Below are 23,976 nucleotides of genomic sequence, written 5' to 3' on the forward strand. Positions count from 1 at the left end.
GTGAGCCATTCCCCTCCCCTTGTCGACACCAAGCTGGCCGGCGTGGTGCTGGTCTGCGGCGACTGCGAAGAACGCAAGGACGGCCCCACCAGACTGCGGGCCCGGCAGGTCCGCAAGGACCTGAAGCACGACCTCTCGCACCTGCCGGTGCGCCTGCGCGTGGTGCAGTGCAGCTGCCTGGGCCTGTGCCCGAAGAAGGCCATGGCGCTGGCGGCCATGGCGCAGGGCCATGCGCCGCTGGCCGCCGAGGTGTGCCACGACGACGACGTGCAGGCCTTCGCCAAGGCGCTGGGCCGCTCGGTCAAATGACCGCGGTCATTCGGGCTTGATGCCGACCGCCTTCACGATCTGCGCATAGCGCTCGTACTCGGCCGACACCCGCGCCTGGAACTGCCGCTGCGGGTAGCCCGTGGCCTCGATGCCCTGCGCCGCGAGTTCGCTGCGCGTGGCCGGCGCCTGCACGATGCGCCCCGCGTCGACCGCGATGGCGTCGAGCACGGGCTGCGGCGTGCGGGCCGGCGCGAACAGGCCGAACCACGTCCCCGAGCGGTACCCCGCATAGGTATCGCCCACGGTCGGCACCTCGGGCAGCAGCGCATGGCGCTTCTCGCCGCTGGTGCCCAGCGCCACCAGGCGGCCGCTGCGGATGTGCTGCAGCGCGGGGCCCACGGCGATGAACATCACGTCGACCTGCCCCGCAATCACGTCCTGCATGCCCAGCGGGCCGCCGCGGTAGGGAATGTGGGTCACGTAGATGCCCGCCTTCTGCTTGAGCAATTCCATGCTGAGCTGCTGCGGGCTGCCGTTGCCGGCCGAGGCGTAGTTGATGCGGCCCGGGTGTGCCTTGGCGGCGCGCACGAAGTCGGCCACCGTGCGAAAGCCGGTCTTCGGGTTGGCGACCAGCACGAAGTCGATCTGCCCGAGCGACACCACCGGCACCAGGTCGCGCCGCGCGTCGTAGGGCAGGCCGGGCTGGATGTTGGGCAGGATGGTGATGGGCCCGTCCGCGCCCACCAGCAGCGAGTAGCCGTCGGGCTGCGCCTTGGCCAGCCCGTCGGCCGCCAGGATGCCCGCCGCGCCGGCGCGGTTGTCGACCACCACCGGCTGCTTCCACTGCTCCGACAGGCGCTGCCCCAGGTAGCGCGCCAGCACGTCGGGCGAGCTGCCGGGCGTGTTGGCGACCGTGATGTGCACGGCTTTCGAGGGGTAAGCCGCCGCGGGCTGTGCTTGGGCCTGGGCCTGGGCCTGGGTTTGCGCAGCCAGCGCGAACGAGGCGCCGGCGCACAGCACAAGCACCGGTTTCAGCAGCTTCGACAGGGAGGGCACGCGCATGGTGAACTTTCGATTGCAGGAGGCAAAGGGCGCGATTCTGTCGCGCCTTCTCCCGCAAGCGAACGACCCATTTGTCAGATGCTTAGCTGCGTTCGGGCATATGGAGCGATATGGAGCGCGTCCAGCTGGCGGTAGAAGGCGTCGACCTGCTGCTGCGCACCGTCGCGCATCGCCGCGTTGCGCCGTGCGCAACCGGCGGCGTCTTCCACCGCGCCGGCCTCGCCCACCTTGCGCGAGGCGTCCTGCACGAAGCGGCACATCGGAAAGCGGCGCTCGCCGAAGGCCCGCAGCGTGGCCGCGGAAATGCCGCCGTGCGCCAGCATCTCGGCCAGCACCACCGCGTCTTCGACCGCCATCGCGCCGCCCTGCCCCATGAACGGCGTCGAGGCATGCGCCGCGTCGCCGATCAGCAGCACGCGGCCCGCGTGCCAGGGCAACGGCGCCTGCACCTCCTCGACGGCGGTGTAGAGCACTTCCGAATCCGCGCCGAGCTGGTCCAGGAACTGGCGCGCCGGTCCGCCGAACTCGGCGAAGCGCTCGCGCATCTGCCCGGGCCACGTTTCCTTGGGGTACCAGCGGTCGGCCGGCTCGCTGACCGTGCCGAAGATGTAGAGCCGGTCGTCGCTGATCGGCATGATGCCCAGCCGCTTGCCGATGCCCATCAGCATGATCTTGGCGTCGAGCGTGCGCGGGCGCTCGTGCACGCTGCGCCACACGCCGAAGCCGGTGTGGCGCGGCACCACGGGCCCGCAGACGGCCTCGCGCAGCTGCGAACGGATGCCGTCCGCGCCCACCACCAGGTCGAAGCGCTGCCCGGTGCCGTCGCAGAACACCACCGACGCATGCGCGCCGCCGGCCGGCGCATCGAGCGCCGCCACCGTCGTCGCCAGCCGGATCTCGATGCCCAGCGCCTCCAGCCGCGCGGCCAGGATGCGGTGCATTTCCGCGCGCTTGATGCCCACGATGGGCGCCGCGCCGCCGCTGGAGCGCGGATAGAACACGTCGACGATGGGCGCGCCGTGGTGGTCGAGGTAGACGTTGCGCCCGTCCTCGATGGCAAAGCCCGCCTCCAGGATGCGCGGCAGCACGCCGACCCGGCGCAGCGCCTCGAGCCCGTTGCCGTAGATGAAGATGCCCGAACTCTGGAAACGCCATTCGGCCTGCTTCTCGACCAGCGTGACGCGAAAGCCCTTGTCGGCCAGCGCGATGGCGGCGGAACAGCCCGCGATGCCCGCGCCGACGATCAGCACCGTGCCTGCGGCCTTCATGGCGCGCCCTCGTTCGCGCACACGTCGGCCAGCGCCGCGCACACATGGCCGATGTTCGAGGCGTTGAGCCCCGCCACGCAGAGGCGCCCCGACGACACCACGTACACGCCGAAGCGCATGCGCAGCGCCTCGATCTGCGCCGCCGACAACCCCGAATAGCTGAACATGCCGTTCTGCGCCATGAGGAAGCCGAAGTCCCGGCCCGGCAGCGCGTCGGCCAGCCCGCGGTGCAGGCTGGCCCGCACCGCGCGCATGCGCCCGCGCATGCCGTCCAGCTCGGCGCGCCACTGCGCGTTCCACGCCGGGTTCGACAGCACCGCCGCCACCAGCGCCGCGCCCTGGGCCGGCGGGCACGAGTAGCTGCGGCGGATCGCGAGCTTCAGCTGGCCCAGCAGCCGCGCCTTGTCGGCCGCCGGCGCATGCACGCCCAGCGCGCCCACGCGCTCGCCGTACAGCGAGAAGATCTTCGAGAACGAGCTGGCCACCAGGCAGGCGATGCCGCGCCGCACGCACTCGCGCACGGCCCAGGCGTCTTCGTCCACGCCGTGTGCAAAGCCCTGGTAGGCCATGTCGAAGAACGGCAGCAGGCCGCGCTCGCCGATCACGTCGAGCAGCGCGCGCCATTCGGCCTGCGACGGATCGGCGCCGGTCGGGTTGTGGCAGCACGGGTGCAGCAGCACGACGCTGCCGGCCGGCAACGTGCGCAGCACGGCCACGGCACCGTCGAGGTCGAAGCCGCCCGTGGCCTTGTTGTAGTAGGGGTAGCTTTCCACCCGCAGGCCCGCGCCGCCGAAGATCGCCGCGTGGTTGGCCCAGGTCGGGTCGGGCATCCATACGGCGGCCTCGGGCTGCACGCCCTTGAGGAAATCGGCGCCGACTTTCAGCGCGCCGGTGCCGGCGACGGTCTGCACCACGACCACGTCTTCGACCGCACCGCCGAACACCAGCTCGCGCACCGCATGGCGATAGGCCTCGCCGCCCTCGGTCGGCAGGTAGACGCTGGGGCCTTGCACACCCACGCCCTCGGCACGCGCGGCGCGTACCGAATCGAGCACCGGCACGCGGCCCGCTTCATCGCAGTAGATGCCGATGCCCAGGTTGACCTTGTGGTCGCGCGGGTCGGCCTTGTAGACCTCGAACAGGCCGAGGATGGGGTCGTCGGCGTACGCCGGCAGTTGATCGAACACGCAAGCTCCAGAAGTGAAAGAACGGCTCACAGCTGCGTCCGCACGGACCACAGCTCGGGAAAGAAGCGGTGGTCGACCACGCTGCGCAGCCAGCCCACGCCGGCCGAGCCGCCGGTGCCGGGCTTGAAGCCCAGGATGCGTTCGACCGACACGAAATGCCGCCAGCGGTACTGCGAGAACACGTCGGCGATGTCCATCAGCGCCTCGCCGAGCCGGTACAGCTCGTTCTCGGGCGCCGGGTCGCCGTAGACCCACAGCCACGCCGCCTCCACGCCGGGGTTCGGCGCATAGGGCGCAGACCAGTCGCGCGCCAGCGCCTCGGCCGGCACGGCAATGTCGCGGCGGTGCAGCAGCGCCAGCACGTCGTCGTACAGGCTGGGCGAGTTCAGCGCGCGCTCCATCTGGGGCCACACGTCGGGGTTGTTGGCATGCGCGCGCGCCAGCGGCACCGACTTGTTGCCCAGGATGAATTCCACGTGCCGGTACATGTACGACTGCTGGCCCGACGCAATGCCCAGCGTGTTGCGGAACTGGTTGAACTCGTGCGGCGTGATGGTCGAGAGCACGTCCCAGGTCTTGCCCAGGTACTCGAGCAGCGCCCGCACGCGCGGCGCCAGCTGCAGCGCGCCGGCCACGTCGTCGGCGCGGATGCGCGCCTGCATGTTGGCCAGCTCGCAGTGCGTGGCCTTGAAGGTCAGCTCCTTGCAGTGCGTGATGCACATGAAGACCATCTCGTCGTGGCCTTCGCTGCGCATGTGCTGCAGGCTCAGCAGCAGGTCGTTGCGCTGGTGCTCCAGGTAGGGGTTGCTCGCGCCCTCGAAGGCCACCAGCGGCTCGCCGTCGGTGCTCTGCACGGTGGCGGCGCGCTGCTGGTTGTCGCCGCTGGCGATGGGCCGGACCAGCGACAGCTCGAGCGCGGGGTTGCGGACTTCGGGGATGACGCGCTTGCGGGATGTGCGCGGCGTGCGTGGTGCGCGCGGTGTGCTTGGGTTGGCCATGCGCCGATTGTTCGGTTCGCGTGCATTCGCCTCAACCTCCGGCACGCCGGATTTGGTCACCGTTCGTCCGCAAGCAGCGCCGACCGGTGCGCGATGGTCTCAACCCGCGCCGTGCCGCCGCGCGTAGGCGCTGGGCGTGAGCCCGGTCCAGCGCTGGAAGGCGCGCGAGAACGCCTTTTCGGACGCATAGCCGACCGACTCGGCCACCTGGTGCAGGCTCAGTTGCCGGTTCTTGAGCTTCTCGGCCGCCAGCGTCATGCGGTAGGAGCCCAGGTAGTGCATGGGCGTCACGCCCACCAGCGCGCGGAAACGCTCGCTGAAGACGGTGCGCGACAGGTAGCTGGCCTGCGCCAGCGTGGCCACCGACCACGGCTGCCCGGGCCGCTCGTGCATCAGCGACATGGCGCGGGCGATGCTTTCGTCGTCGAGGCCGCGCAACCTGCCGACTTGGCCGACTTGGCCCGCCTGATCGGCCTGATCGGCATGCAGGTCGGCCGGCACCTGCGGCTGCGCATACAGGTGCTCGCACAGGATGTGCACCAGCAGCAGGTCGGCCATGCGCGCCGCCGACAGCTGCCAGCCCGGGCGCTGGGCCACGGTCTCGTTCACCAGCGACTGCATGGCCTGCGCGAGCGAGGCGGTGGTCGGGATCTGCGCCTGCCGCAGCACGATGAGCGCGGGCAGGCTCGCGATGATCGAGCCCAGCCCCTGCGCCGGCATCCACAGGTGCAGCGAGAACAGCTCGGTGGCCGCCCCGCCGCCGCCGTGCGCGAACACGATCGGGTGGTCGCCGTGGCGGCCGACCGAGTGCGCCTCGATCAGCGCGCGAAACGGCAGCGGCTCGAGCCCCGGCGCCGAAGACACGGTGTGCGCCACGCCCTGCGGCAGCATGGCGATGTCGTGCGGCGCCACCTGCACCGGCTCGGCGCCGTCCACCGCGATCCAGTAGGGGGCGCCGATGCACATGCGGATCAGCGGGCCGTCCACCCCGCTCGAATGCAGCGCCCACGGGGCCGAGAGCGAGAAACGCGCGGTCACCGCCCGTTCGGACTTGTACGTTGCAAGCACATGGCTGAGTACGTCGCCGCCGCGCCCTGTGTCCATGCTGTGGTTGCCGCCCGGTGGGCTGGGTCTGTCTCGAAGCGGCCGATTATCTGGCATGGCAACCGGGCGATTCGCCGCCGCGCCACCATGGCGGCGCCGGATGCAACACAATGGCGTTTCGCATGAAGACCACGCCCTCTCGCCCGAAGCCCCCCCTTGCCGCCGCCGCGTTCGACAGCGAAGCGCTGCTGCGCGACGCCGGCCTGCGCGTCACCCGCGCTGCGCAGACCGTGCTCGGGCTGCTGGAGCACACCTCGCAGCCGCTGACGCACGAGGAAGTGGCCGCGGCCTACACCACCGCCACCGGCGAGGCGCCCGACCGGGTCACGGTGTATCGCGTGCTTGACCGGCTGGTCGAGGCCGGCCTGTGCGACCGCCGGGTGGGCCCCGACCGGGTCAACCGCTTCTCGCGGCACGTGGAAGCCGCGTCGGGCAACACCTTCGAATGCGACCAGTGCCACAAGGTGCTGGCGCTGCCCTCGGACCCGGAACTGCCCAAGGTCATGGGCCGGCTGGGCCGGGCGCTGCGCAAGCAGGGCATCGACACCCGCCACACCGCCCTCACCCTGCACGGCACCTGCGGCGACTGCGCCCGCTAACCAGCCTCTCGCCAGTCCCTCGCCAGCCGACCCTCAGGCGTTCCACGAAGGAAACGGGTCCGGAAAGTTCTGCCACCACGAGGCGCCGAAGCGCATCTCGTCCTCGGTGAGCAGGCAGGCGTCGAGCCGGGCCCGCAGCGCGTCCTCGTCCATGCCGATGCCGATCAGCACCAGCTCCTGCCGCGCGTCGCCGGTGGCCGGGTCCCAGTTCTTGCGGATCAGCTCCAGCGCATCGGCATCGCTGGGCCAGTGCTCGCGCGGCACCGCCGCCCACCAGAAACCCGCCGCACCGTAGCGGCATGCGCCGCCGGCCTGCGACCACGAGCCGGCCCGCGTGGCGCGGCTCGCGAGCCAGAAGAAGCCCTTGGAGCGCACCACGCCCTCCCATTCGCTTTGCACCAGCTTCCAGAAGCGCATCGGGTGGAACGGCAGCCGCGAGCGGTACACGAAGCTGCGGATGCCATAGGCCTCGCTCTCGGGCACATGCTCGCCGCGCAGCTCGGCCAGCCAGCCCGGCGCCTGCTCGGCCTGGTCGAAGTCGAACAGGCCGGTGTCGAGCACCCGCTCGAGCGGCACGCGGCCGAACTCCGACAGCTCGATGCGCGCGCGCGGGTTCAGGCTGCGCAGCATGGCCATGAGCCGCTCGCGCTCCTTGGCGCTGACCAGGTCGGTCTTGTTCAGCACCAGCACGTCGCAGAACTCGATCTGCTCGATCAGCAGGTCGACCACCGTGCGCGTGTCCTCGTCGCCCAGCGACTGGCCGCGCTGGCCCAGGCTGTCGGCCGAGCCGTAGTCGCGCAGGAAGTTGAAGGCGTCGACCACCGTCACCATGGTGTCCAGCCGCGCCACGTCGCCCAGGCTCTTGCCGTCCTCGCCGGCAAAGGTGAAGGTCTCGGCCACGGGCAGCGGCTCCGAGATGCCGGTGGACTCGATCACCAGCTGGTCGAAGCGCCCCTCCTTGGCGAGCCGCTTCACCTCCACCAGCAGGTCTTCGCGCAAGGTGCAGCAGATGCAGCCGTTGCTCATTTCCACCAGCTTCTCTTCGGTGCGCGAGAGCTTGGCGCCGCCGTCGCGCACCAGCGCGGCGTCGATGTTGACCTCGCTCATGTCGTTCACGATGACCGCCACGCGGCGGCCCTCGCGGTTGTGGAGGATGTGGTTCAGCAGCGTGGTCTTGCCGGCGCCCAGAAAGCCGGAGAGCACGGTGACGGGAAGGCGGTCGGGCATGGGGCGGGCTCCATATATTGCAACAGGATTGCATTATAGGAACCAATGCAACTTTGTTGCATTTGAAGATGACCCCGAACGCAGGTCGGCCGGTGGCTCACCGTGCGCGCCGATGATCGCTGGGGTCGCGCTGCGGTCGTACCGACCGGCCGCGCTAGTAGCCCAGCTTCGGGTACCAGTCCTTGCCGCGCCCCTCCGGCGTCATGTCGAGCAGGTTCCAGATCGGCATCGGGTCGGGCGCGCCGCGCGGGTCCTGGCCGGCGTCCGCGGTGCCGGCGCCCATCTCGGCGGCCCAGAAATGGCGCAGGGTGTCGCCGTCGCGGCGGAACACGTTGAAGGCCGCGTTGTCGCCGCTGTCGTCCGTCTCGCCGGCGTAGTCGCGGTTGAAGTCGGTGCCGGCCGACGAATACAGCGGCAGGTGGCGCCAGCCGCGCTCGCTGGCAAAGGCCGTCATGCGCTCGATCGGCGAGGTGGCGATGACCGCGAACGCCACGCGCTGCAGGATGTCGGGCATCTCGCCGTCGTAGGCGCTCAGCAGCGAGGTGCACATGGGGCACGGCCGCTCGCGCCGGGCGCCGAACATCCAGTTGTAGGTGATGAGGGTGTGGTGCTTGCCGAAGAGCGCGGAGAACTTCACCGGTCCGTCGGCGCCCTGGAACAGATAGTCCTCCGGCACGGGCCCGCCGGGCGGCAGCGCGCGGCGCATTTCGGCCACGTGCTCGATGCGCCGGCGCAGGTCGATTTCCTCGGCCAGCAACTCGGTGCGCGCCTTGCGGTAAGCGGCGCTTTCGCCTGGAAAGCGCACGGGGCTGGACCTGGCGAGCTGGCTGGCAGACGCAGGGCCGGTGAATTCGGCGTGGGACGGCATGGCGGGTCACCTCCTGGAGGGCACAACATTGAACCTGCCGCCATCTTGATCCTTGGGCGGGCCCTTCGCCAGTCCGCGCAATTCGCCTGCGCGCGGCGCATTTGTCCTACGCCGGCGCCCTGCTCTACAACCCGCCCTCGCGGTGCAGCACCGCGGCCAGCTGACGCAGCCACTGCCCGGCAAAACTCTGGTGCGAATTGCCGATGACGGCGCTGCCGGTGCGTTCCCGCCCGGTGCCCGGCATGCCGGTGCACTCGTGCAGCCGCACGCGAAAGCGCGCGTCGTGCGGCTGCGCCACGCCGTTGCCGTCCAGCTTGGCGGGAATGGGCCCACCGTACGGGCTGGTCAGGGCCAGGTGCTCCACGCTGGGCAAGGCGATGCGGTCGACGCTCTGCACGCGGCAGTCCACGCGCGGCACGCCGGGCTCGTCGGCGATGAAGCGCGCGGGCGCGCCGGCCTCGATGCGCGGCAGGAAGGCCTCTTCCACGTACGCATCGACCTTCACGCCCTCGGGCGCGGCCACCTGCACCAGCCGCTCGCCGCGCGCTACCCACACGCCGGGCTGCAGGGCGCTGTTCAGGCTCACCACCACGCCGTCGAAGCTCGCGCGCAGCTGCAGCTGCTGGTTGAGCGCCAGCAGGCCCGCCACTTCTTCCCTGGCGCCTTCCAGGCGTTGCAGGAGTCCCGCGCCGCTCTGCTGCAGCCGCTCGGAAAAAGGCTGCTGCTCCAGCTGCCAGCGCAGCTGCTGCTCGCGCGCCTGCGCCAGGCCCAGCTGGCGCCGCAGGTCGGACGAATCGAGCGTCAGCAGCACCTCGTCGGCCTTCACCACCTGGTGCACCGCCACCTGCATGCCCTGCACCTGCGCCGGCGCCGGCGCATACAGCCACTGGGCCTGCTGCGCGCCCAGCACGGCGGGTGCCTCGACACCGCGCGGCCACGGCACCATCACCACCAGCAACGCCACCAGCGCCAGCCCGGCGCTGCGCACCGCCTGCCGGTTCAGCCGCATGCGGGCACGCTGAGACCACCACACGGCCACTTCCTTCTGCACCGGCCGGGCAATGAACCAGCCCAGCTCCACCGCCAGCAGCAGGATGCCCAGCGCCTTGAAGAACAGGCTGTAGACCAGGAAGGCGATGCCCAGGAACAGCACCAGCCGGTAGACCCACACCGCATAGGCGAAGGCCACCAGCCCGCGCTGGCGCCGCGGCGCGAAGGTTTCCGGCGGCGGCTCGCCCCAACCGAAGAGCCATTCGCGCAGCCGCCAGCGGCCGAGTGCGAAAGCGCGCTCGTGCAGGTTGGGCACTTCCAGCCAGTCGCACATCAGGAAGTAGCCGTCGAAGCGCATGAACGGGCTCAGGTTGATGGCGAGCGTGACCAGCCAGGTGCTGGTGGCCAGCAGGAACACGCCGGCGCGCACCGGCCCGTCGGGCAGGAAGTTCCACAGCAGCGTGGCCACGGCCGCCAGCGCCAGCTCCGCGGCCATGCCGGCCGAGCTGATGAACAGCCGCGCGCGGCGCGACGGCAGCTTCCACGCCTCGTTGGTGTCGGTGTAGAGCATGGGCACCATCACCATGAAGGCCACGCCCATGTTGGGCACGCGGCAGCCGTAGCGGTACGCGGTGAAGGCGTGGCCGAGCTCGTGCGCCACCTTGGCCACGCTCAGCGCCAGGCCGATGGCCACCACGCCCTGCCAGCTGCTGTAGCCGGAGAACTGGTGCATGAAGCTGTCCCACTGCTGCGCCACCAGGTACAGCCCCAGCGCGCCCACGCCCAGCACGGCCCACCAGAACTGCGGCGTGAACACCCAGCCGATGCGCGGCAGCATGGCGCGCAGGAAGGGCATGGGCCGCACCAGCGGAATGCGAAAGAACAGGTAGTGCTTGAGCAGCCACATCGCGTGGCCCATGCGGGTGGCGTTGGCGTAGTGGGCCAGGCGCGTGTTGTCCTCGGCGCTGCGCGCCACCACCAGGTGGTGGTGGCGCAAGAAGGCGAACACCGCCTCGATGTCGGCCTGCGACACCTCCAGCGTGGTGTCGTGCCGGACGGCGGCCAGCACCTGGGCGGCCTCGCGCATCGACCAGCGCGACAGGATCTCGAAGGCCGGCCAGCCGATCTGGAAGAAGCGGTTGTCGATCGGGTCGTGCAGCGTCCAGCTCGGCACGCCGTCGGCGTCCGTCGGGCCGGGGTGAATGGCCAGCTCCTGGCGCAGCGCCGGCAGCGTGCTCAGGGGCGGCGGCGCCATGCCGTTGCCTGCAACCATGTCCGCGGGGTGCAAGGGGTGCGTCCTCGGCCTAGATGCCCAGCCACTGCCGCAGCGTGGTCAGCGGGCGGCGCAGCGCGTAGTAGAGCAGCGGCACGCGGCTGCCGTGCAGCTTGGCGGTGCCCATGAGGCCGATACGCGGCAGCGTCTCGCCGGGCTTGAAGTCGGCCTTCAGGCGGTAGGCGATCTGCCCGTCGCGCGTGGGCTCGGCGCTGTAGGCCACCTGGGTCACCACGGCGTCGTAGCTCGACAGCGGGCTGGCGTTGGGGTACAGGCTCACGGCCGCGCCGGGCTCGGCGTCGAAGCGCTCGCCCACGGGCAGCCAGATCGACAGCTCCACCTTGGCGGGGTCGGCCAGCGTGAGCACGCGCTCGCCGAGCTGCACCGTCTTGCCCTGCCACTCGTTGACGTCGGAAATCACGGCGATGCCGCCGCGGTCGGCGCGCACCTGCACGCGGCCCATCAGCTCGTTGAGGTAGCCGAGCTCGACCTTCTTTTCTTGCAGCGCGCCGCGGCGCAGCGACATGTCGAGCTTGCCCTTGTCGTCGGTCACGGCCATCTGCGCCGACTGGCGGAACTCTTCCTGCGCCGTATCGTAGGCCTTGCTGGCCACGGCCTGGCGCGCCTGCAGCGCGGCCTGGTCGAGGTTGAACAGCGGCGTGCCCGCGCTCACCGCCTGGTTGGGCTGCACCAGCACGCGGTCGACCACGCCGTCCTGCGGGGCGCGCACCAGGAACGGGTCCTTGGGAATGACTTCGGCCGGGGCCAGCACGCTCTTCTGCACCGGAAAGCAGGCCACCAGCACGGGCAGCAGCCACAGCCAGCGGCGGCGGCGGTTGCGCCGCAGGGTGTCGCGCAGCCGGTGCAGCGCCGTGGGGCGTGGCGCGAAGGCGGCCAGCGCATGGGCATAGCTGCCGCCGACTTCGGCGGCCAGGGCCATGTCGTGCGGCGTCCAGGCGCTGTCGGCCGCGAACAGCAGGTAGCCGGTGGGCGCCGCGTCGCCGCGCTTCAGCGGCACCCACAGCACGTGGGCGGGCAGCCACTCGCCCCATTCGGCGGCCAGCTCGGGCACGTCGGCCGGCGACAGTGCCGCGATGGCGTCGCTCCCCGGCCTGCCGATGGCCGCGCGAAAGAGCCGCGCCAGCCAGTGGATGTAGGGCGCGTTCGGGTTCGGCTCGGGCAGGCCCGACACCGCCGCCACGCGGCTGATGCCGGCCACCGCGGTGTCCACGCGCCAGAACGCCGCCTGCCGGTAGCGCAGCACCTGCAGGCTCTCGTTGACCATGACGAAGGCCAGCGCCTGCGGGCTGGCCGCGTCGCGCGCGCGACGCGCGAGCTGCACCAGTCCCAGGAGCTGGGCGACCGGCTCGCTCACTGTGCCGCCGGGTTGTTCGGGCGAAGTGCTCAACGTGCCGGGGTCGGTGCGGGGGTCGGTGCGGGGGTGGAGGCAGGCGCGAACGTGGCCCAGCCGCCCATGCCGGGCAGCAGGCCCGCGGCATTGCCGTCGACCACGCCGGTGACGCCGATGGTCTGGCTGACCGGGTCGATGCGCGCGCCGAGCCGCGCGATGCGCGCGCTGACCTGCGTGCCCAGCTCGTCGACCTGCACCTGGAACTTGCTGCCGACCTTCAGCCGCGAGAGCCACTGCGACGGCACGATCAGCTGGAGCTCCAGCTCGCTGGTGTCGATCAGGCCCAGCAGCGGCGTGCCCGGCGTGACGTACTGGTAGTTCGCGGCCTGCCGCTTGGCGATGCGGCCGTTGAAGGGTGCGTGGATGGTGCAGCGGTTGACCGTGGCCTGCGAGTACGCGACCTCCGCCGTGCCCTCGTTCACCCGGCCCTGGGCCTGCTGGAGTTCCAGCGCGCCGGTCGAATTGAGCTCGGCCAGGCGCTTCTGCACCACCAGCGTCTGCTTTGCGGTGTCGAGCGTGGCACGGGCCTTGCCCAGCTGCGCCTGGAACAGCGAGCAGTCGAAGGCCACCAGCGTCTGGCCGGTGCGGAAGGCGTCGCCTTCGCGCAGCGGCAGGCTGGAGATCTTCGCGGCCAGCTCGCTGGAGATGACCACCTCGTTGCGCGGCGCGAACTGGGTGCGGATGCGGTTGTCGGAAGCGCCCGGCGCATCTGCAGGCGCCTTCATGGCGGCGGCAGGCGCGGGTGCGTTCGCCGGCGTGGCGGGCGGCGCGGCCTGCACCATGCCCGCGCAGGCGGCCAGCAGGGCCGTGCCCAGGAATCGGCGAGCCAGCATCATTGCGTCTTGCTCACTTCGTCGGCCCAGCGCGCTTCCATGGTGCCGACGGCGCTGCGCAGCGCCGACAGGTCATGGCTGTCGATGCTCGCGGGCAGCGGGTCCAGGCCCAGCGTGCTCAGCATCTGGCCGTAGGCGTTCTGCATCGCGCCGTAGCTCTGGTACAGGCGCAGCTCGGAGGTGAGCGCGCTGGCGGCGGCGCGCACTTCCTGCAGCTTGCCGGTGGCGCTGGCGCGCGTGGCGTTGCGCACGTGGCCGAGGAACTTCTGGTCGACGTCGTCCATGTCCTTGCTCAGTTCGTACTGGCGCAGGCGCCCGGTGTAGTCGCGCAGCGCCACGTGGGTCTGCGTGAGCACGGCCATCGACACGGCCAGGTGCTGCTGCCTGGCCAGCTCTTCCTGCGCCTGTGCATTGGCGCGGATCGACTGCGCGTTGATCAGGTTGAACAGGTTGAAGCTCACGCGCAGGCCGGCGTCGCGCCAGTTGCTGTTCACCAGGAAGCTGTTGCTGTCGTAGTGCTGGCCGATGCCGAACTCCAGGCCCGGCAGCAGCCGCGTGATGGCCTTCTTGGTTTCCAGCACGCTGATGCGTTCGTTGTAGCGCGCTTCCATCAGCTCGGGGCGCAGCATCAGCGCGGTTTCTTCCATCTTGTCCACCGGCATCCTGAAGGTGGGCGCGGCCAGTGCGGTGGGCAGCGCGATGGTGAAGCGCGTGCCGGGCTCCAGGTTCATCAGCGACGCCAGCTGCGGCTTGGCCTGCGACAGCTCGTCGTTGATGGCCTCGAGCTGGCGGATCACGTCCAGCAGCTGGCGCTGGTAGTTCAGCACTTCCAGCGGGGCCATGAGTTTCTCTTGCTCGATCTTGCGGGAGTCGTCCAGCGCGCGGCGCGCGTCGGCGACCACCACGTCGATCTTGCTGCCGAGCTTCTCGGCGCCTGCGGCCTGCCAGTAGGCCTGGCGCACCTGCTGCATGACCTGGTGCACCGTCTTGCGGCGGCGCTCCTGCGCCACCAGCACGCGGTCGGCCTGCTGCTGCGACTGGAAGTAGCTCACGCCGAAGTCGAGCACGTTCCAGGTCAGGCCGAGGTCGCCGGTCACGCGGTCGCGGTCGGTCGAGGTCGAGGGCACCAGCGACTGGGCGCCGGTGGACAGGCTGCGCGACGACGAGCCGTTCTCGTTGTTGCGACCGGCGTAGCCGGCGGCCACGGTGAGCTGGGGCAGCAGGTCGTTCTGGCTCAGGTCGAGCTGGCGCTGCGCCAGCACCTCTTCCATGCGCTTCAGGCGGTAGTCGAGGTTGTATTTCAGCGCGCGGGCCATGGCCTCGTCCAGCGTCACCGGGCCGCTCAGGGCTTCCTGGTTGGCGGTGATGGCGGTGCGCTCGGTGGCGATGGCGGCGCGGCGCTCGCCCATCTCGATGGGGCGCGGCTGCATCGCGCAGCCGCCGAGCAGCAGAACCGCCGCGGCGGCCAGCACGGTGAGTGCCCGGGGTGCTTCGAGTTTGGTCATGGTGGGGAAAGTCTCTGGTTGAATGGGGTGGTCGCGGTTCACGAAATTTCAGCCGGTGCCTGCACGCCCTCGCGCTCGGCGGCCGCCGGGCTCAGGCGGCCCAGCAGCGCCGCGCCGTGAAGGTCTTGCGCGTGCTTGCCGAAGCGGGCGAACTGGTCGTCCAGGCTGGCGCGGCCGGCGGCATGGCGCCCGGCGGGCGTCGGGGCCGGCGCGGGTGCCGGCGCGGCCGCATCGAAGTTGAACTCGACCACGGTGCTGACCCGGTGGCCGAGGTTGTCGGTGGCGATCACCGCGATCTTCACCACCCCCTTGGCGCCCGCCGGCGGTTCGCCGGAGATCACGCCGCTGACGGGGTCGAAGCGCATCCACGCCGGCAGCGGCGCACCGCTGAGCTGGCGCGCCTCGACGCTGACGATCGCGCCCGGGTCGCCCGAGACGAAGGTGCCGTCCGGCAGGTTGAACGAGAAGCCGCGGCCCACGCGCAACGCATGCGAGCCCGAGTCGGGCACGGCCGTCAGGCCCTGCGCGCCGCTGTCGGGGAAGCGCACGAGGCCCGAGAGATTGCGCACCAGCGGCGACGCGTCGTAGTCCACCGTGCCCAGCGCGTTCAGGCGCAGGAGGTGGTCGATGGTGAGCGGTGCCGCGGCGGACACCGGCACCAGCAGCGAGGTGGCGCGCTCGTCGTGGCGCCATGCATCGAGCGAGGAGCCCACGCTCAGCGTGCCGGCTTCGAAAGGCACCGCCGCCACCGGCTCGTGCGCCTTGCGCTCGCCGAACAGCGGCGCGCCCAGCGAGGTGTCGATGACAGGCGCGAGCGTCGGCACGCTGGGCGTTGCCGCGCCGAACTTGCGCTCCTCGCCGTCGAAGCCCTGCGTCATCGCGTTGCCGGCCACGTCGGCCACGGTGCGCGCGCCCGGGCGCAGGTCGAGCTGCAGCGTGCCTTCGCCGGTGATGTCGCCGACGCTCACGCGCCAGGTGAGCGCATCGACGCGGGTCACGCCCGTGATGCTGCCGCGCGCCTGGCCGCCGGTGCGCAACGCGAAGTCGGCGCTGCTCAGGCCGTCGACCGGTTCCGAGAAATGCACGAGGTAGCTCGCGCCGCTGCCGCTGCCCGCTTCGAAGCTCAGGCCGGTGGCCGTCGGCGCGGTCACGTCGAGCACGTAGTTGGCCGACAGCGCGGTGCCCGCACCGGCATTGCCCGCTGCGTCGGTCACGCCGGCCAGGTTCAGCCGGATCGCGTTGGCGGCGGCGTCGAGGCCGGCCGTGGGCGTGAAGGTCGCGCTCCAGGTGATGCCGCCGTCGGTGCTGCTCACCGCCGACAGCGTGCCGTTGGCCACCGTGAGGTCGGCGTTGCTGAAGCCGCTCACGGCTTCCGAGAAGGTGATGGTCACCTTCGTGGTCTCGCCCGCGGCCAGGGCCGCGTCGGCCAGCACGATGGTGGCCGTGGGTCCCTGCGTGTCGATGGCGATGGCCGGCGTGGTGCCGGCCGCGCCGTCGTTGCCCGCGGCATCGGCATAGGCGCCGGCCGCCACGGTGATGCTCGCCGAGCCTGTCGCCAGGCCCGCCGTCGGCGTGAAGATGGCGGTGCGCGTCAGGCCGGTGCCGGTGATGGCGCCGAGCGTGCCGCCGCTGACGACCACGTCGCCCGCCGTGAAGCTAGCACCGGGGTCTTCGCTGAAGCTGAAGGTGATGGTCGCGGTCTCGCCGATCTTCAAGGCACCGGCGTCGCTGGTGATGGCCAGCGTGGGCGGCAGCGTGTCGATGGCGATGGATGGCGCGGCGCCGGCACCGCCGGCGTTGCCGGCTGCGTCGGTGTAGCTGCCGGCCGCGACGGTGATGCTCGCCGTGCCGGCGGCCACGCCGGCGAGCGGCGTGAAGATGGCCGTGCGCACGGCGCCGGTGGTCGTGAGGCCGCTGAGCGTGCCGCCCGCCACGGCGATGTTGCCCGCGGTGAAGCTGGCGCCGGGGTCTTCGCTGAAGGTGAAGGTGACGGTGGCCGTCTGGCCGGCCTTCACCGTGCTCACGTCGCTGGTGATGGCCAGCGCGGGCGGCGTGCTGTCGACGTCATAGGTGTTCGACGACACCACGCCCACGCCCGCGTTGCCGGCCTGGTCCGCGACGCCGCCGGCGTCCACGCGCACTGTGTTGCCGCTGTGGGTCACGCCGGCCGTCGGGGTCAGGGTGGCGGTGAAGACCCTGTTGTCGCTGGTGGCGAGCCCCGACAGCTGGCCGCTGTCCGTGAGCACGTCGCCGAGCGTGAAACCCGACACCGCTTCGGAGAAGGTGAAGGTCACTGTCGCGGTCTGGGTGGCCGACAGGCTGGTGCGGTCCACCACGATCGTGACGGTGGGCGGCAGCGTATCGATGGTGATCGATGGCGCGGTGCCCGCGCCGCCGCCGTTGCCCGCTGCGTCCGTGTAGCTGCCGGGCGCCACGGTGATGCTGGCCGCGCCGGCGTTCAGGTTCGCGCTTGGCGTGAAGGTGGCGGTGCGGGTCAGTCCGGTTCCGGTGAGGGCACCGAGCGCGCCGCCGCTCACCACGATGTCGCTGTCGATGAAGCTCGCGCCCGGGTCTTCGCTGAACGTGAAGGTGATGGTGGCCGTCTGGCCGGCCTTGACGGCGCTGACGTCGCTGCTGATGGTCAGCGTCGGGGGCAGCGTGTCGATGCTGATCGACGGCGCGATGCCGGACGCGCCGGCGTTGCCTGCGGCATCGGCATAGGCCCCGGCCATCACGGCGATGCTAGACAAGCCCGCCGCCGTGCCTGCCGCTGGCGTGAAGATGGCGGTGCGGGTCAGTCCGCTTCCGGTGAGGGCACCGAGCACGCCGCCGCTCACCACGATGTCGCCGTCGACGAAGCTCGCGCCCGGGTCTTCGCTGAACGTGAAGGTGATGGTGGCCGTCTGGCCGGCCTTCAGCAGCGAGACGTCGCTGCTGATGCTCAGCGTGGGCGCCTGCGTGTCGATCACGATCGCCTGGTTGGCGCCAAGCGAACCGGCCGCGCCCGGCGAGGCCAGGGCCAGAGCGGCATCGTTGCCGGTCAGGTCGCGAATGCTGCCGCCATTCAGCGCCAGCGCGGTGGTGGAAAGGTAGTCGAGGTCGGCGCTGGTGTCGCCGGCTTGCACCGTGTAGCGGAACGTCAGCGTGCCGGTGCCGCTGCCGCCCAGGTAGTTGACGACCCGGTCGGTGGCGCCCGTTTCCAGCGTGATCTGCGGCGTGCCCGTGACGTAGACGTTCTCGCTGAAGTTGACCTGGATGTCGATGACGTCGCCGGCCTTGTGCGCGCCGTTGCCAGCGCCCGCGGTGACCGAGTTCACGGTCGGCGGCGTGGTGTCCACGTTGGACACGGTCACGCCGTTGGTCGTGTCGGCGATCACCAGGGCGACGTCCGCGCCCGGCGCCCAGTCTTCCGCGGCCGACAGGTTGTAGGCCGTGCCGCCCGTGGAGCTGGCGCCGGCCTTGTTCATCAGCGCGGCCAGGCCCGCGGCGTCCGTGAGGCTGAGCTGCAGGGTGAAGCCGGTGCCCGAGGTGATCTCGACGTTCGCGGTATCGGTCAGCGTGTAGGTCGCGCCCCCTTGCCCCGTCAGCGTCAGCTTGCTGGCGATGATGTCGTTCGCTCCCCCCGCCGCGTGCGTGAAGCCGGTGCCCGTGACCACGAGCACGCCGGTGCCCGCGTCGTAGGTGGCGCTGGTGATGGAGGGCATCGCGACGTTGCTCACGGTGACGCCGTTGCCTGTCGTGTCCGCCACCACGACGACCGCTTCCGCGCCCGCGGCCCAGTCCTCGGCGGCCGACAGGTTGTAGGCGGTGGTGTCGGTCGAGTCCGAGCCGTTCTTGTTGGCGATCTGGTTCAGCATCGCGCGGTCGTTGGCGCTCAGCACCAGCGTGAACGACGTGGCGGAGGTGATCTCCACGTTGGCGGTGTCGCTCAGCGTGTAGGTGGCACTGCCTTCGCCGGTGAAGGTGAACTTGTTGGCGACGATGTCGTTGCCGGCGCCGCTCAGGTGCGCAAAGCCCGTGCCGGTGACGACCACCGTGCCGGTGACGGCGTCGTAGGTGGCGCTGGCAATGATGGGCACGGGCACGTTGCTGACCGTGACCACGTTGCCCGTGTCGGCGATGTTGCCGCCCGTGACGGCGCTGTTCCAGTCGTCGGAGGCACCGAGGCTGTAGCCCGCGCCGCCGGTCGAAGCGACGCCGTTGCGGTTGAACAATACGGCGACGCCCGCGATGTCGGCCCCGCTGAGCGTCACGCTGAAGCTGGTGCCGCTGGTGATCTCGACATTCGACGTGGTCGACAGCGTGTAGGTCGCGCCGCCTTCACCGGTGAAGGTCAGCTTGCTGACGGTGATGTCGTTGGTCGCGCCCACGGTCCTGACAAGGCCCGTGCCGGTGACCGTCAGCACGTGCGTGCCGGCGTCGTAGGTGGCCGACGTGATGGTGGGCGCGGTGACGTTGGACACCGTCACGCCGTTGCCGGCCACGTCGGCGGCCGTCGTCCGGCTGGCGTCCCAGCTGGCGGCCGCGTTCAGGTTGAAGGTGGTGGTGTCGACGGCCGAGGTGCCGTTCTGATTCAGGATGCCGTTGATGGCGAGCTTGTCGGTCGCGTTCAAGCTCACCTGGAACGTGGTCCCGCTGCTCGCCGTCACGTTGGCGCTGGTCAGCGTGTAGCTGCCGCCCTGGCCGCTCAACGAGAGCTTCGACACGTCGATGGTGTCGCCGGTGGTCATGTTGAGCGCGCTGACGGTCAGCACGCCGGTGCTGGCGTCGTAGCTGGCGCTGACGATGTTGGGCGGCGCGTTCGACACGGTCACGCCGTTGAGCGCGAGGTCGGCGATGTTGCCGCCGGTGACGGTGCTGTTCCAGTCGTCGGCCGCGGCGATGTTGTACGTCGTGCTGTTGCCCGACGTGGTGCCGTTCTTGTTGAACAGCGCGGCGACGCCCGCGATGTCGGCGCCGCTCAGTGTCACGCTGAAGCCGGTGCCGCTGGTGATCTCGACGTTCGACGTGGTCGACAGCGTGTAGGTCGCACCGCCTTCACCGGTGAAGGTCAGCTTGCTGACGGTGATGTCGTTGGTGGCGCCCACGGTCTTGACAAGCCCCGTGCCGGTGACCGTCAGCACGTGCGTGCCGGCGTCGTAGGTGGCCGACGTGATGGTGGGCGCGGTGACGTTGGACACCGTCACGCCGTTGCCGGCCACGTCGGCGGCCGTCGTCCGGCTGGCGTCCCAGCTGGCGGCCGCGTTCAGGTTGAAGGTGGTGGTGTCGACGGCCGAGGTGCCGTTCTGATTCAGGATGCCGTTGATGGCGAGCTTGTCGGTCGCGTTCAAGTTCACCTGGAACGTGGTCGCGCTGCTCGCCGTCACGTTGGCGCTGGTCAGCGTGTAGCTGCCGCCCTGGCCGCTCAACGAGAGCTTCGACACGTCGATGGTGTCGCCGGTGGTCAGGTTGCTGCCCGTGACCGTCAGGATGCCCGTGCTCGCGTCGTAGGTGGCGCTGGTGATGACGGGTGGCAGGTTCGACACCGTGATGCCGTTGTTGGCGGTGTCGGCAATGTCGCCGCCGGTGACGGTGCTGTTCCAGTCGTCGGCCGCGGCGATGTTGTACGTCGTGTTGTTGCCCGACGTGGTGCCGTTCTTGTTGAACAGCGCGGCGACGCCCGCGATGTCGGCACCGCTCAGTGTCACGCTGAAGCCGGTGCCGCTGCTGATCTCGACGTTCGACGTGGTCGACAGCGTGTAGGTCGCGCCGCCTTCACCGGTGAAAGTGAGCTTGCTGACGGTGATGTCGTTGGTGGCGCCCAGGGTCTGGACCAGACCGGTGCCGGTCACGGTCAGCACGTGCGTGGTGGCGTCGTAGGTGGCCGAGGTGATCGTCGGTGCGGTGACGTTGGAGACCGTCACGCCATTGCTCAAGCGGTCGGGCAGGACGCCGAGCGTTGGCTCCCAACCCAGGCCCGCTGCGACGTTGAAGGTGGTGGTGTCGACGGCTGCGGTGCCGTTCTTGTTGAAGATGCCGTTGATGGCGAGCTTGTCGGCCGCGCTCAGCGTGATCGTGAAGGCGTTGCCGCTGATCGCAGTTGCAACCCCGCCAGTCAGCGTGTACGAGCCGCCTTGGCCCGTCAACGAGAACTTGCTTCCATCGACGATGGCGCCGTTGGGCATGCCAGTGCCCGTGACGGTCAGCACGCCGGCGGCGGCGTCGTACGCGGCACCCGTGATCGTGGACGGCGTGAACGTCGTGGTCGTACCCAGGCTGCCCTGAGCTGCCGTTCCGCTGGGTGCGGCCTGGCCGTTGCCACCGCCCAGGCCGCCAACGCCGCCGCCGCCCACGTTGTTTCCTGCGGTCAGCGAGCTGGAAGTGCTGGCGTCCAGCCTCACGGCGGCACTGCTCGCAGACCAGATTCCGCCGACACCCATGCCGCCAGCACCGCCAGCAGCATTGCTTGGGCTGGCTGGATCAGCCCCGCCCCCGCCCCCGCCCCCGGCACCGATGTTGTTGGAAAGAGTGCTTGCCGCAATGGTGAGCGTGCCGGTGCCGGCGTTGTAGATGCCGCCCACGGCGTTGCCTCCTCGGCCGCCGGCAGCGTCGTAGCCCACGCCGCCGCCGCCGCCGCCGATCGACAAGCCGGCGCCGCCGTTCGCAGTGCCCCCCGCACCGCCCCCGGCGTAACCTGCGCCGGTGCCAGCCGCACCGCCGCTGGTGTTGCCACCCGCGCCGCCCAGGAAGTTGCCGTTCAAAAAGTAGCCTGCGCCCCTGCCGCCTGTGCCGGCCGAAGGACCAGCTTGAACGTAGTCTCCGAAGTTGCTGCCCCCAGCGCCGCCGAAGGTGCTCCCGAATCCGCCGCCACCACCGCCGGCACCGTTGGCAGGACCGTTGAAAAGATTGCCGCCCGCACCGCCGCCGCCGGCGGCCTTGTTATTCGTGACAGCGCTGTTCGTGATGGTGAGAGTGCCCGCGTTGTAGATGCCTGCGCCGAGGGCATCTTTGCCGTCGCCGCCAGCACCTTGCTGACGATCTCCACCGGCGCCCGTGAGGAAGCCGTTCTTGATGGTCAACCCATTGAGGGCCACCACGCTGTTTGCCGCGATGTTGAGCACCCGGGACTGGTTGTTGCCGTCGATGGTGACAAGCGGCGTGCTGCCACCGCCCGGGGCGCCGTCGATCGACAGGTTCTTGTCGACGAGCAGTTCGCCGTTGACCAGCGTGATGGTCATGCCGGCATTGAACACGATGGTGTCGTTTGCGGCCGCCCAATGAATCGCCTCGCGCAACGACAGGCCACCGCCGTCCGCCATATCGGCTGCATAGTTCGCGGCGATATTCCCGTCCGCGCCGCTGTCGAGGTTGGTGGTCACCGTCAGCTGCGCCAGGCTGTGGTCGTACGCCTGCAGCGACGCCTGCGCGAACGGCGAGGCTGCTTCGATGCGGCCGGTGGTCACTTCGAGCACCCAGTCGCCGCCCGCGCCGGTGCGGTTGCTCGACGCCGCGATGTCGGCGCCGGTCAGGCCGGCCAGTTGGCCGAGCAGTTGCGCGCCGTCTTCGCCGGCACCGGTGTTGCAGCTGTACAGCAGGATGTCGCCGCCGGCCACGATGCCCTGGCCGATGCGGGCGAAGTCGGCGCTGTGCGCCTGCACCGTGCTGTTGTCGATGAAGGTGGTGCCCAGCCAGAGGTTGCCCTCGTAGCCGTGGGCCAGCACGTGCACCGCGCTGGCGCCGGGGTGGGCGCTCAGGTAGTCGGCCATCTGCTTCACGCCGTCGGCATTGGCCGAGAGGTAGACCACCTCGGCGTCGGGCGAGATGCCCTTGAGCAGCTCGGCGCTGTCTTCCACGCGGCTGTCGACGAAGACGACGTCGTGCGCGGGGGTGGCCGCCAGGGTCGACGGGGCGACGCTGGCCGCCACGGTGCGGCTGGCATCGGCGGCTGCAGCGGGTGCGGGCACGGTATCGGTGCCGGCGCTCTTGACGGGCGCGACGGTGGGTGCCACCGGTGCGGCTGCGGGGGCCTGCGTTTCGCGCGGCGCCACGGCCGCCGGTGCGTCGACCGGGGCCACGGCGGGGTGTGCCGCCGGCGCCAGCGCCGTGTCGGCGGCATGCGCGGCCGCCGGGTCGTTGGCCACCGCGGTGGCGACGGCGGCGCCGTCGAACATGATGCGCGGCTCCAGCGCCATCATGTGGACCTTGCCGGCGCGCGGCATGGCGGCGGGGCTGGCGGCGGCGGCGGCGCTGCTGCCCGATCGCTTGCCCTTGCGCGAGGTGTGCTCGCCCACGGCCACGAAGGACTGCGTGATCTCGTTCCAGAGGGTGCTGAAAATGCGGTTCATGCGTTCTTGTCCTGCTTGGCCTGTGGGGGCGCCTGGGCATCGGTGGATGCGTCGGCGGGTCGGGCGGTGATCACGCTGGCGCGGCTGTTGGCGCCGTCCTGCCAGAAGTTCATGTTCGTGTACTGCGCGAAAAGGTCGGGCGGCAGCACCGTGCGGCGCGGTTTCAGCGAGACCTCGGGGCGCACCTTGTGCAGCCCGGCCACGCCGAGCGCGGAGTCGAATTCGGGCGCGTCGAACGCCAGGTTGCGGAAGTCGTGCCCCTCGAACCAGGGCTCGCCGATGAACTGGTAGACCAGCGGCAGCACCTTGTCGGGCGCGTTGGCCAGCAGGTCGTAGTCGACCACCAGCAAGGCGCCGGCCTGCTCGCTGTAGAAGGCTTCCTTGATCGCCGTCCAGGCAAAGCCGACCAGCCGGTTGCGCTGCGACAGCGTTTCCACGCGGCTGTAGACCGTGTTGCGCTCGATGGCGTCGTTGAACAGCCGGGTGTTCTCGTAGGGGTTGGCGCGGTACAGCCGCTCGATGCTGTCCATGACCCACGCCACGTTGCGCACGCAGGCGATCACCTTGGCGTCGGGGAACAGGTCGCGCACGGCGGGCAGCCTGGCCGACCAGACGCGGTTGGTGTCGAAGACGACGCTGCCTTCGGGCTTGTCGGCGTAGTAGCTGGCGAAGAGGCCGCGCAGCAGGCGCTGGCGCTGCGCGGTGGTCACCACGGGGCCGAACTCGGAGCCGGCGCTGACCTGGTCGAGCAGGCTGTTGACGAAGGCGCCGACCGGGCTGGTCATGCCGGCATGGAAGCGGGGGTTCTGCCGCAGGATGGCGGACAGCAGCGTGGAACCCGAGCGTGGCATGCCCGAGATGAAATGGATCTTGTTGTTCATGTTGACTGCACAGCGCTCACTGCACGTCGCTACAGCAGGCAGAAACCGCTTGTCTCATCCCGTTGTTGTGCGCCCTGGGGCTTTCAAGGCCCAACTTGGTCAGGGAATGTAAGTAAAAGTTAATAGATTACTGCAAAGCCTTACCATTCGTCCATGTTTTTTAACAAATCGCCTGG

At 70.3% G+C, this 23,976-nt stretch carries 15 protein-coding genes; 2 read left to right on the forward strand and 13 right to left on the reverse strand.

Annotation, left to right across the window (positions count from 1 at the left end):
- On the forward strand, positions 1 to 309 hold the full coding sequence (locus BM004_RS08545; protein WP_093334542.1) for a hypothetical protein: 309 nt from the start codon (positions 1 to 3) through the stop codon (positions 307 to 309).
- A gap of 6 nt (positions 310 to 315) precedes the next feature.
- Here BM004_RS08545 and BM004_RS08550 read toward each other — a convergent pair whose 3' ends face one another.
- From BM004_RS08550 to BM004_RS08570, 5 genes are all read right to left on the reverse strand, one after another.
- The gene (locus BM004_RS08550) at positions 316 to 1,332 is read right to left on the reverse strand and encodes a Bug family tripartite tricarboxylate transporter substrate binding protein (protein ID WP_093212564.1); all 1,017 of its coding nucleotides are present in this window, start codon (positions 1,330 to 1,332) and stop codon (positions 316 to 318) included.
- Positions 1,333 to 1,406: 74 nt separating this feature from the next.
- Positions 1,407 to 2,600, reverse strand: a complete 1,194-nt coding sequence (locus BM004_RS08555) for an FAD-dependent oxidoreductase (RefSeq protein WP_093213050.1) — start codon at positions 2,598 to 2,600, stop codon at positions 1,407 to 1,409.
- A complete protein-coding gene (locus tag BM004_RS08560) occupies positions 2,597 to 3,787 on the reverse strand; it encodes an amino acid aminotransferase (RefSeq protein WP_093212566.1) in 1,191 nt (396 codons plus the stop codon). Before BM004_RS08560 ends, BM004_RS08555 begins: the two co-directional genes overlap by 4 nt.
- Positions 3,788 to 3,813: 26 nt before the next feature.
- Complete coding sequence (locus tag BM004_RS08565; RefSeq protein ID WP_093212568.1) at positions 3,814 to 4,785, reverse strand: tryptophan 2,3-dioxygenase; 972 nt, start codon at positions 4,783 to 4,785, stop codon at positions 3,814 to 3,816.
- 99 nt (positions 4,786 to 4,884) lie between these two features.
- Positions 4,885 to 5,889 (reverse strand): AraC family transcriptional regulator, encoded by a 1,005-nt coding sequence (locus tag BM004_RS08570; protein ID WP_093212570.1) that lies wholly within the window; start codon positions 5,887 to 5,889, stop codon positions 4,885 to 4,887.
- A gap of 122 nt (positions 5,890 to 6,011) precedes the next feature.
- On the opposite strand from BM004_RS08570, the gene BM004_RS08575 reads away from it, so the two are divergent.
- Entirely contained in the window at positions 6,012 to 6,488 is a 477-nt protein-coding gene (locus BM004_RS08575; protein ID WP_093128719.1) for a Fur family transcriptional regulator, read from the forward strand.
- Between the two features lie 33 nt (positions 6,489 to 6,521).
- Here BM004_RS08575 and zigA read toward each other — a convergent pair whose 3' ends face one another.
- The 8 genes from zigA to BM004_RS08615 all read right to left on the reverse strand — a co-directional run bounded on the left by zigA (position 6,522) and on the right by BM004_RS08615 (position 23,800).
- Positions 6,522 to 7,715, reverse strand: coding sequence for a zinc metallochaperone GTPase ZigA (gene zigA / locus BM004_RS08580; protein WP_093212572.1), 1,194 nt, complete (start codon positions 7,713 to 7,715; stop codon positions 6,522 to 6,524).
- Positions 7,716 to 7,869: 154 nt separating this feature from the next.
- A complete protein-coding gene (locus BM004_RS08585; RefSeq protein WP_093212574.1) occupies positions 7,870 to 8,583 on the reverse strand; it encodes a DUF899 family protein in 714 nt (237 codons plus the stop codon).
- A 124-nt stretch (positions 8,584 to 8,707) separates the two neighbouring features.
- Entirely contained in the window at positions 8,708 to 10,861 is a 2,154-nt protein-coding gene (locus BM004_RS08590; protein WP_371268944.1) for a site-2 protease family protein, read from the reverse strand.
- Between the two features lie 16 nt (positions 10,862 to 10,877).
- Positions 10,878 to 12,254 (reverse strand): efflux RND transporter periplasmic adaptor subunit, encoded by a 1,377-nt coding sequence (locus BM004_RS08595; protein ID WP_256219831.1) that lies wholly within the window; start codon positions 12,252 to 12,254, stop codon positions 10,878 to 10,880.
- Positions 12,251 to 13,090, reverse strand: coding sequence for an efflux RND transporter periplasmic adaptor subunit (locus BM004_RS08600; protein ID WP_093213056.1), 840 nt, complete (start codon positions 13,088 to 13,090; stop codon positions 12,251 to 12,253). The genes BM004_RS08595 and BM004_RS08600 overlap by 4 nt, the downstream gene beginning before the upstream one ends.
- Positions 13,090 to 14,595, reverse strand: coding sequence for a TolC family protein (locus tag BM004_RS08605; RefSeq protein ID WP_093128355.1), 1,506 nt, complete (start codon positions 14,593 to 14,595; stop codon positions 13,090 to 13,092). Before BM004_RS08605 ends, BM004_RS08600 begins: the two co-directional genes overlap by 1 nt.
- Positions 14,596 to 14,633: 38 nt before the next feature.
- Positions 14,634 to 22,919 (reverse strand): Ig-like domain-containing protein, encoded by an 8,286-nt coding sequence (locus BM004_RS08610; protein ID WP_093212576.1) that lies wholly within the window; start codon positions 22,917 to 22,919, stop codon positions 14,634 to 14,636.
- Entirely contained in the window at positions 22,916 to 23,800 is an 885-nt protein-coding gene (locus tag BM004_RS08615) for a sulfotransferase family protein (protein ID WP_093212578.1), read from the reverse strand. Before BM004_RS08615 ends, BM004_RS08610 begins: the two co-directional genes overlap by 4 nt.
- Positions 23,801 to 23,976: the final 176 nt, after the last annotated feature.

Origin of the sequence: Variovorax sp. OK212, from assembly GCF_900112425.1 — a bacterium.
Lineage (GTDB): Bacteria > Pseudomonadota > Gammaproteobacteria > Burkholderiales > Burkholderiaceae_C > Variovorax.

What these genes read in the sequence shown, in the direction of transcription:
- zigA (WP_093212572.1), bottom strand. Translation starts at nt 7,715, where the DNA reads ATGCCCGACCGCCTTCCCGTCACCGTGCTCTCCGGCTTTCTGGGCGCC.
- BM004_RS08610 (WP_093212576.1), bottom strand. Translation starts at nt 22,919, where the DNA reads ATGAACCGCATTTTCAGCACCCTCTGGAACGAGATCACGCAGTCCTTC.
- BM004_RS08570 (WP_093212570.1), bottom strand. Translation starts at nt 5,889, where the DNA reads ATGGACACAGGGCGCGGCGGCGACGTACTCAGCCATGTGCTTGCAACG.
- BM004_RS08585 (WP_093212574.1), bottom strand. Translation starts at nt 8,583, where the DNA reads ATGCCGTCCCACGCCGAATTCACCGGCCCTGCGTCTGCCAGCCAGCTC.
- BM004_RS08555 (WP_093213050.1), bottom strand. Translation starts at nt 2,600, where the DNA reads ATGAAGGCCGCAGGCACGGTGCTGATCGTCGGCGCGGGCATCGCGGGC.
- BM004_RS08605 (WP_093128355.1), bottom strand. Translation starts at nt 14,595, where the DNA reads ATGACCAAACTCGAAGCACCCCGGGCACTCACCGTGCTGGCCGCCGCG.
- BM004_RS08600 (WP_093213056.1), bottom strand. Translation starts at nt 13,090, where the DNA reads ATGCTGGCTCGCCGATTCCTGGGCACGGCCCTGCTGGCCGCCTGCGCG.
- BM004_RS08575 (WP_093128719.1), top strand. Translation starts at nt 6,012, where the DNA reads ATGAAGACCACGCCCTCTCGCCCGAAGCCCCCCCTTGCCGCCGCCGCG.
- BM004_RS08550 (WP_093212564.1), bottom strand. Translation starts at nt 1,332, where the DNA reads ATGCGCGTGCCCTCCCTGTCGAAGCTGCTGAAACCGGTGCTTGTGCTG.
- BM004_RS08565 (WP_093212568.1), bottom strand. Translation starts at nt 4,785, where the DNA reads ATGGCCAACCCAAGCACACCGCGCGCACCACGCACGCCGCGCACATCC.
- BM004_RS08615 (WP_093212578.1), bottom strand. Translation starts at nt 23,800, where the DNA reads ATGAACAACAAGATCCATTTCATCTCGGGCATGCCACGCTCGGGTTCC.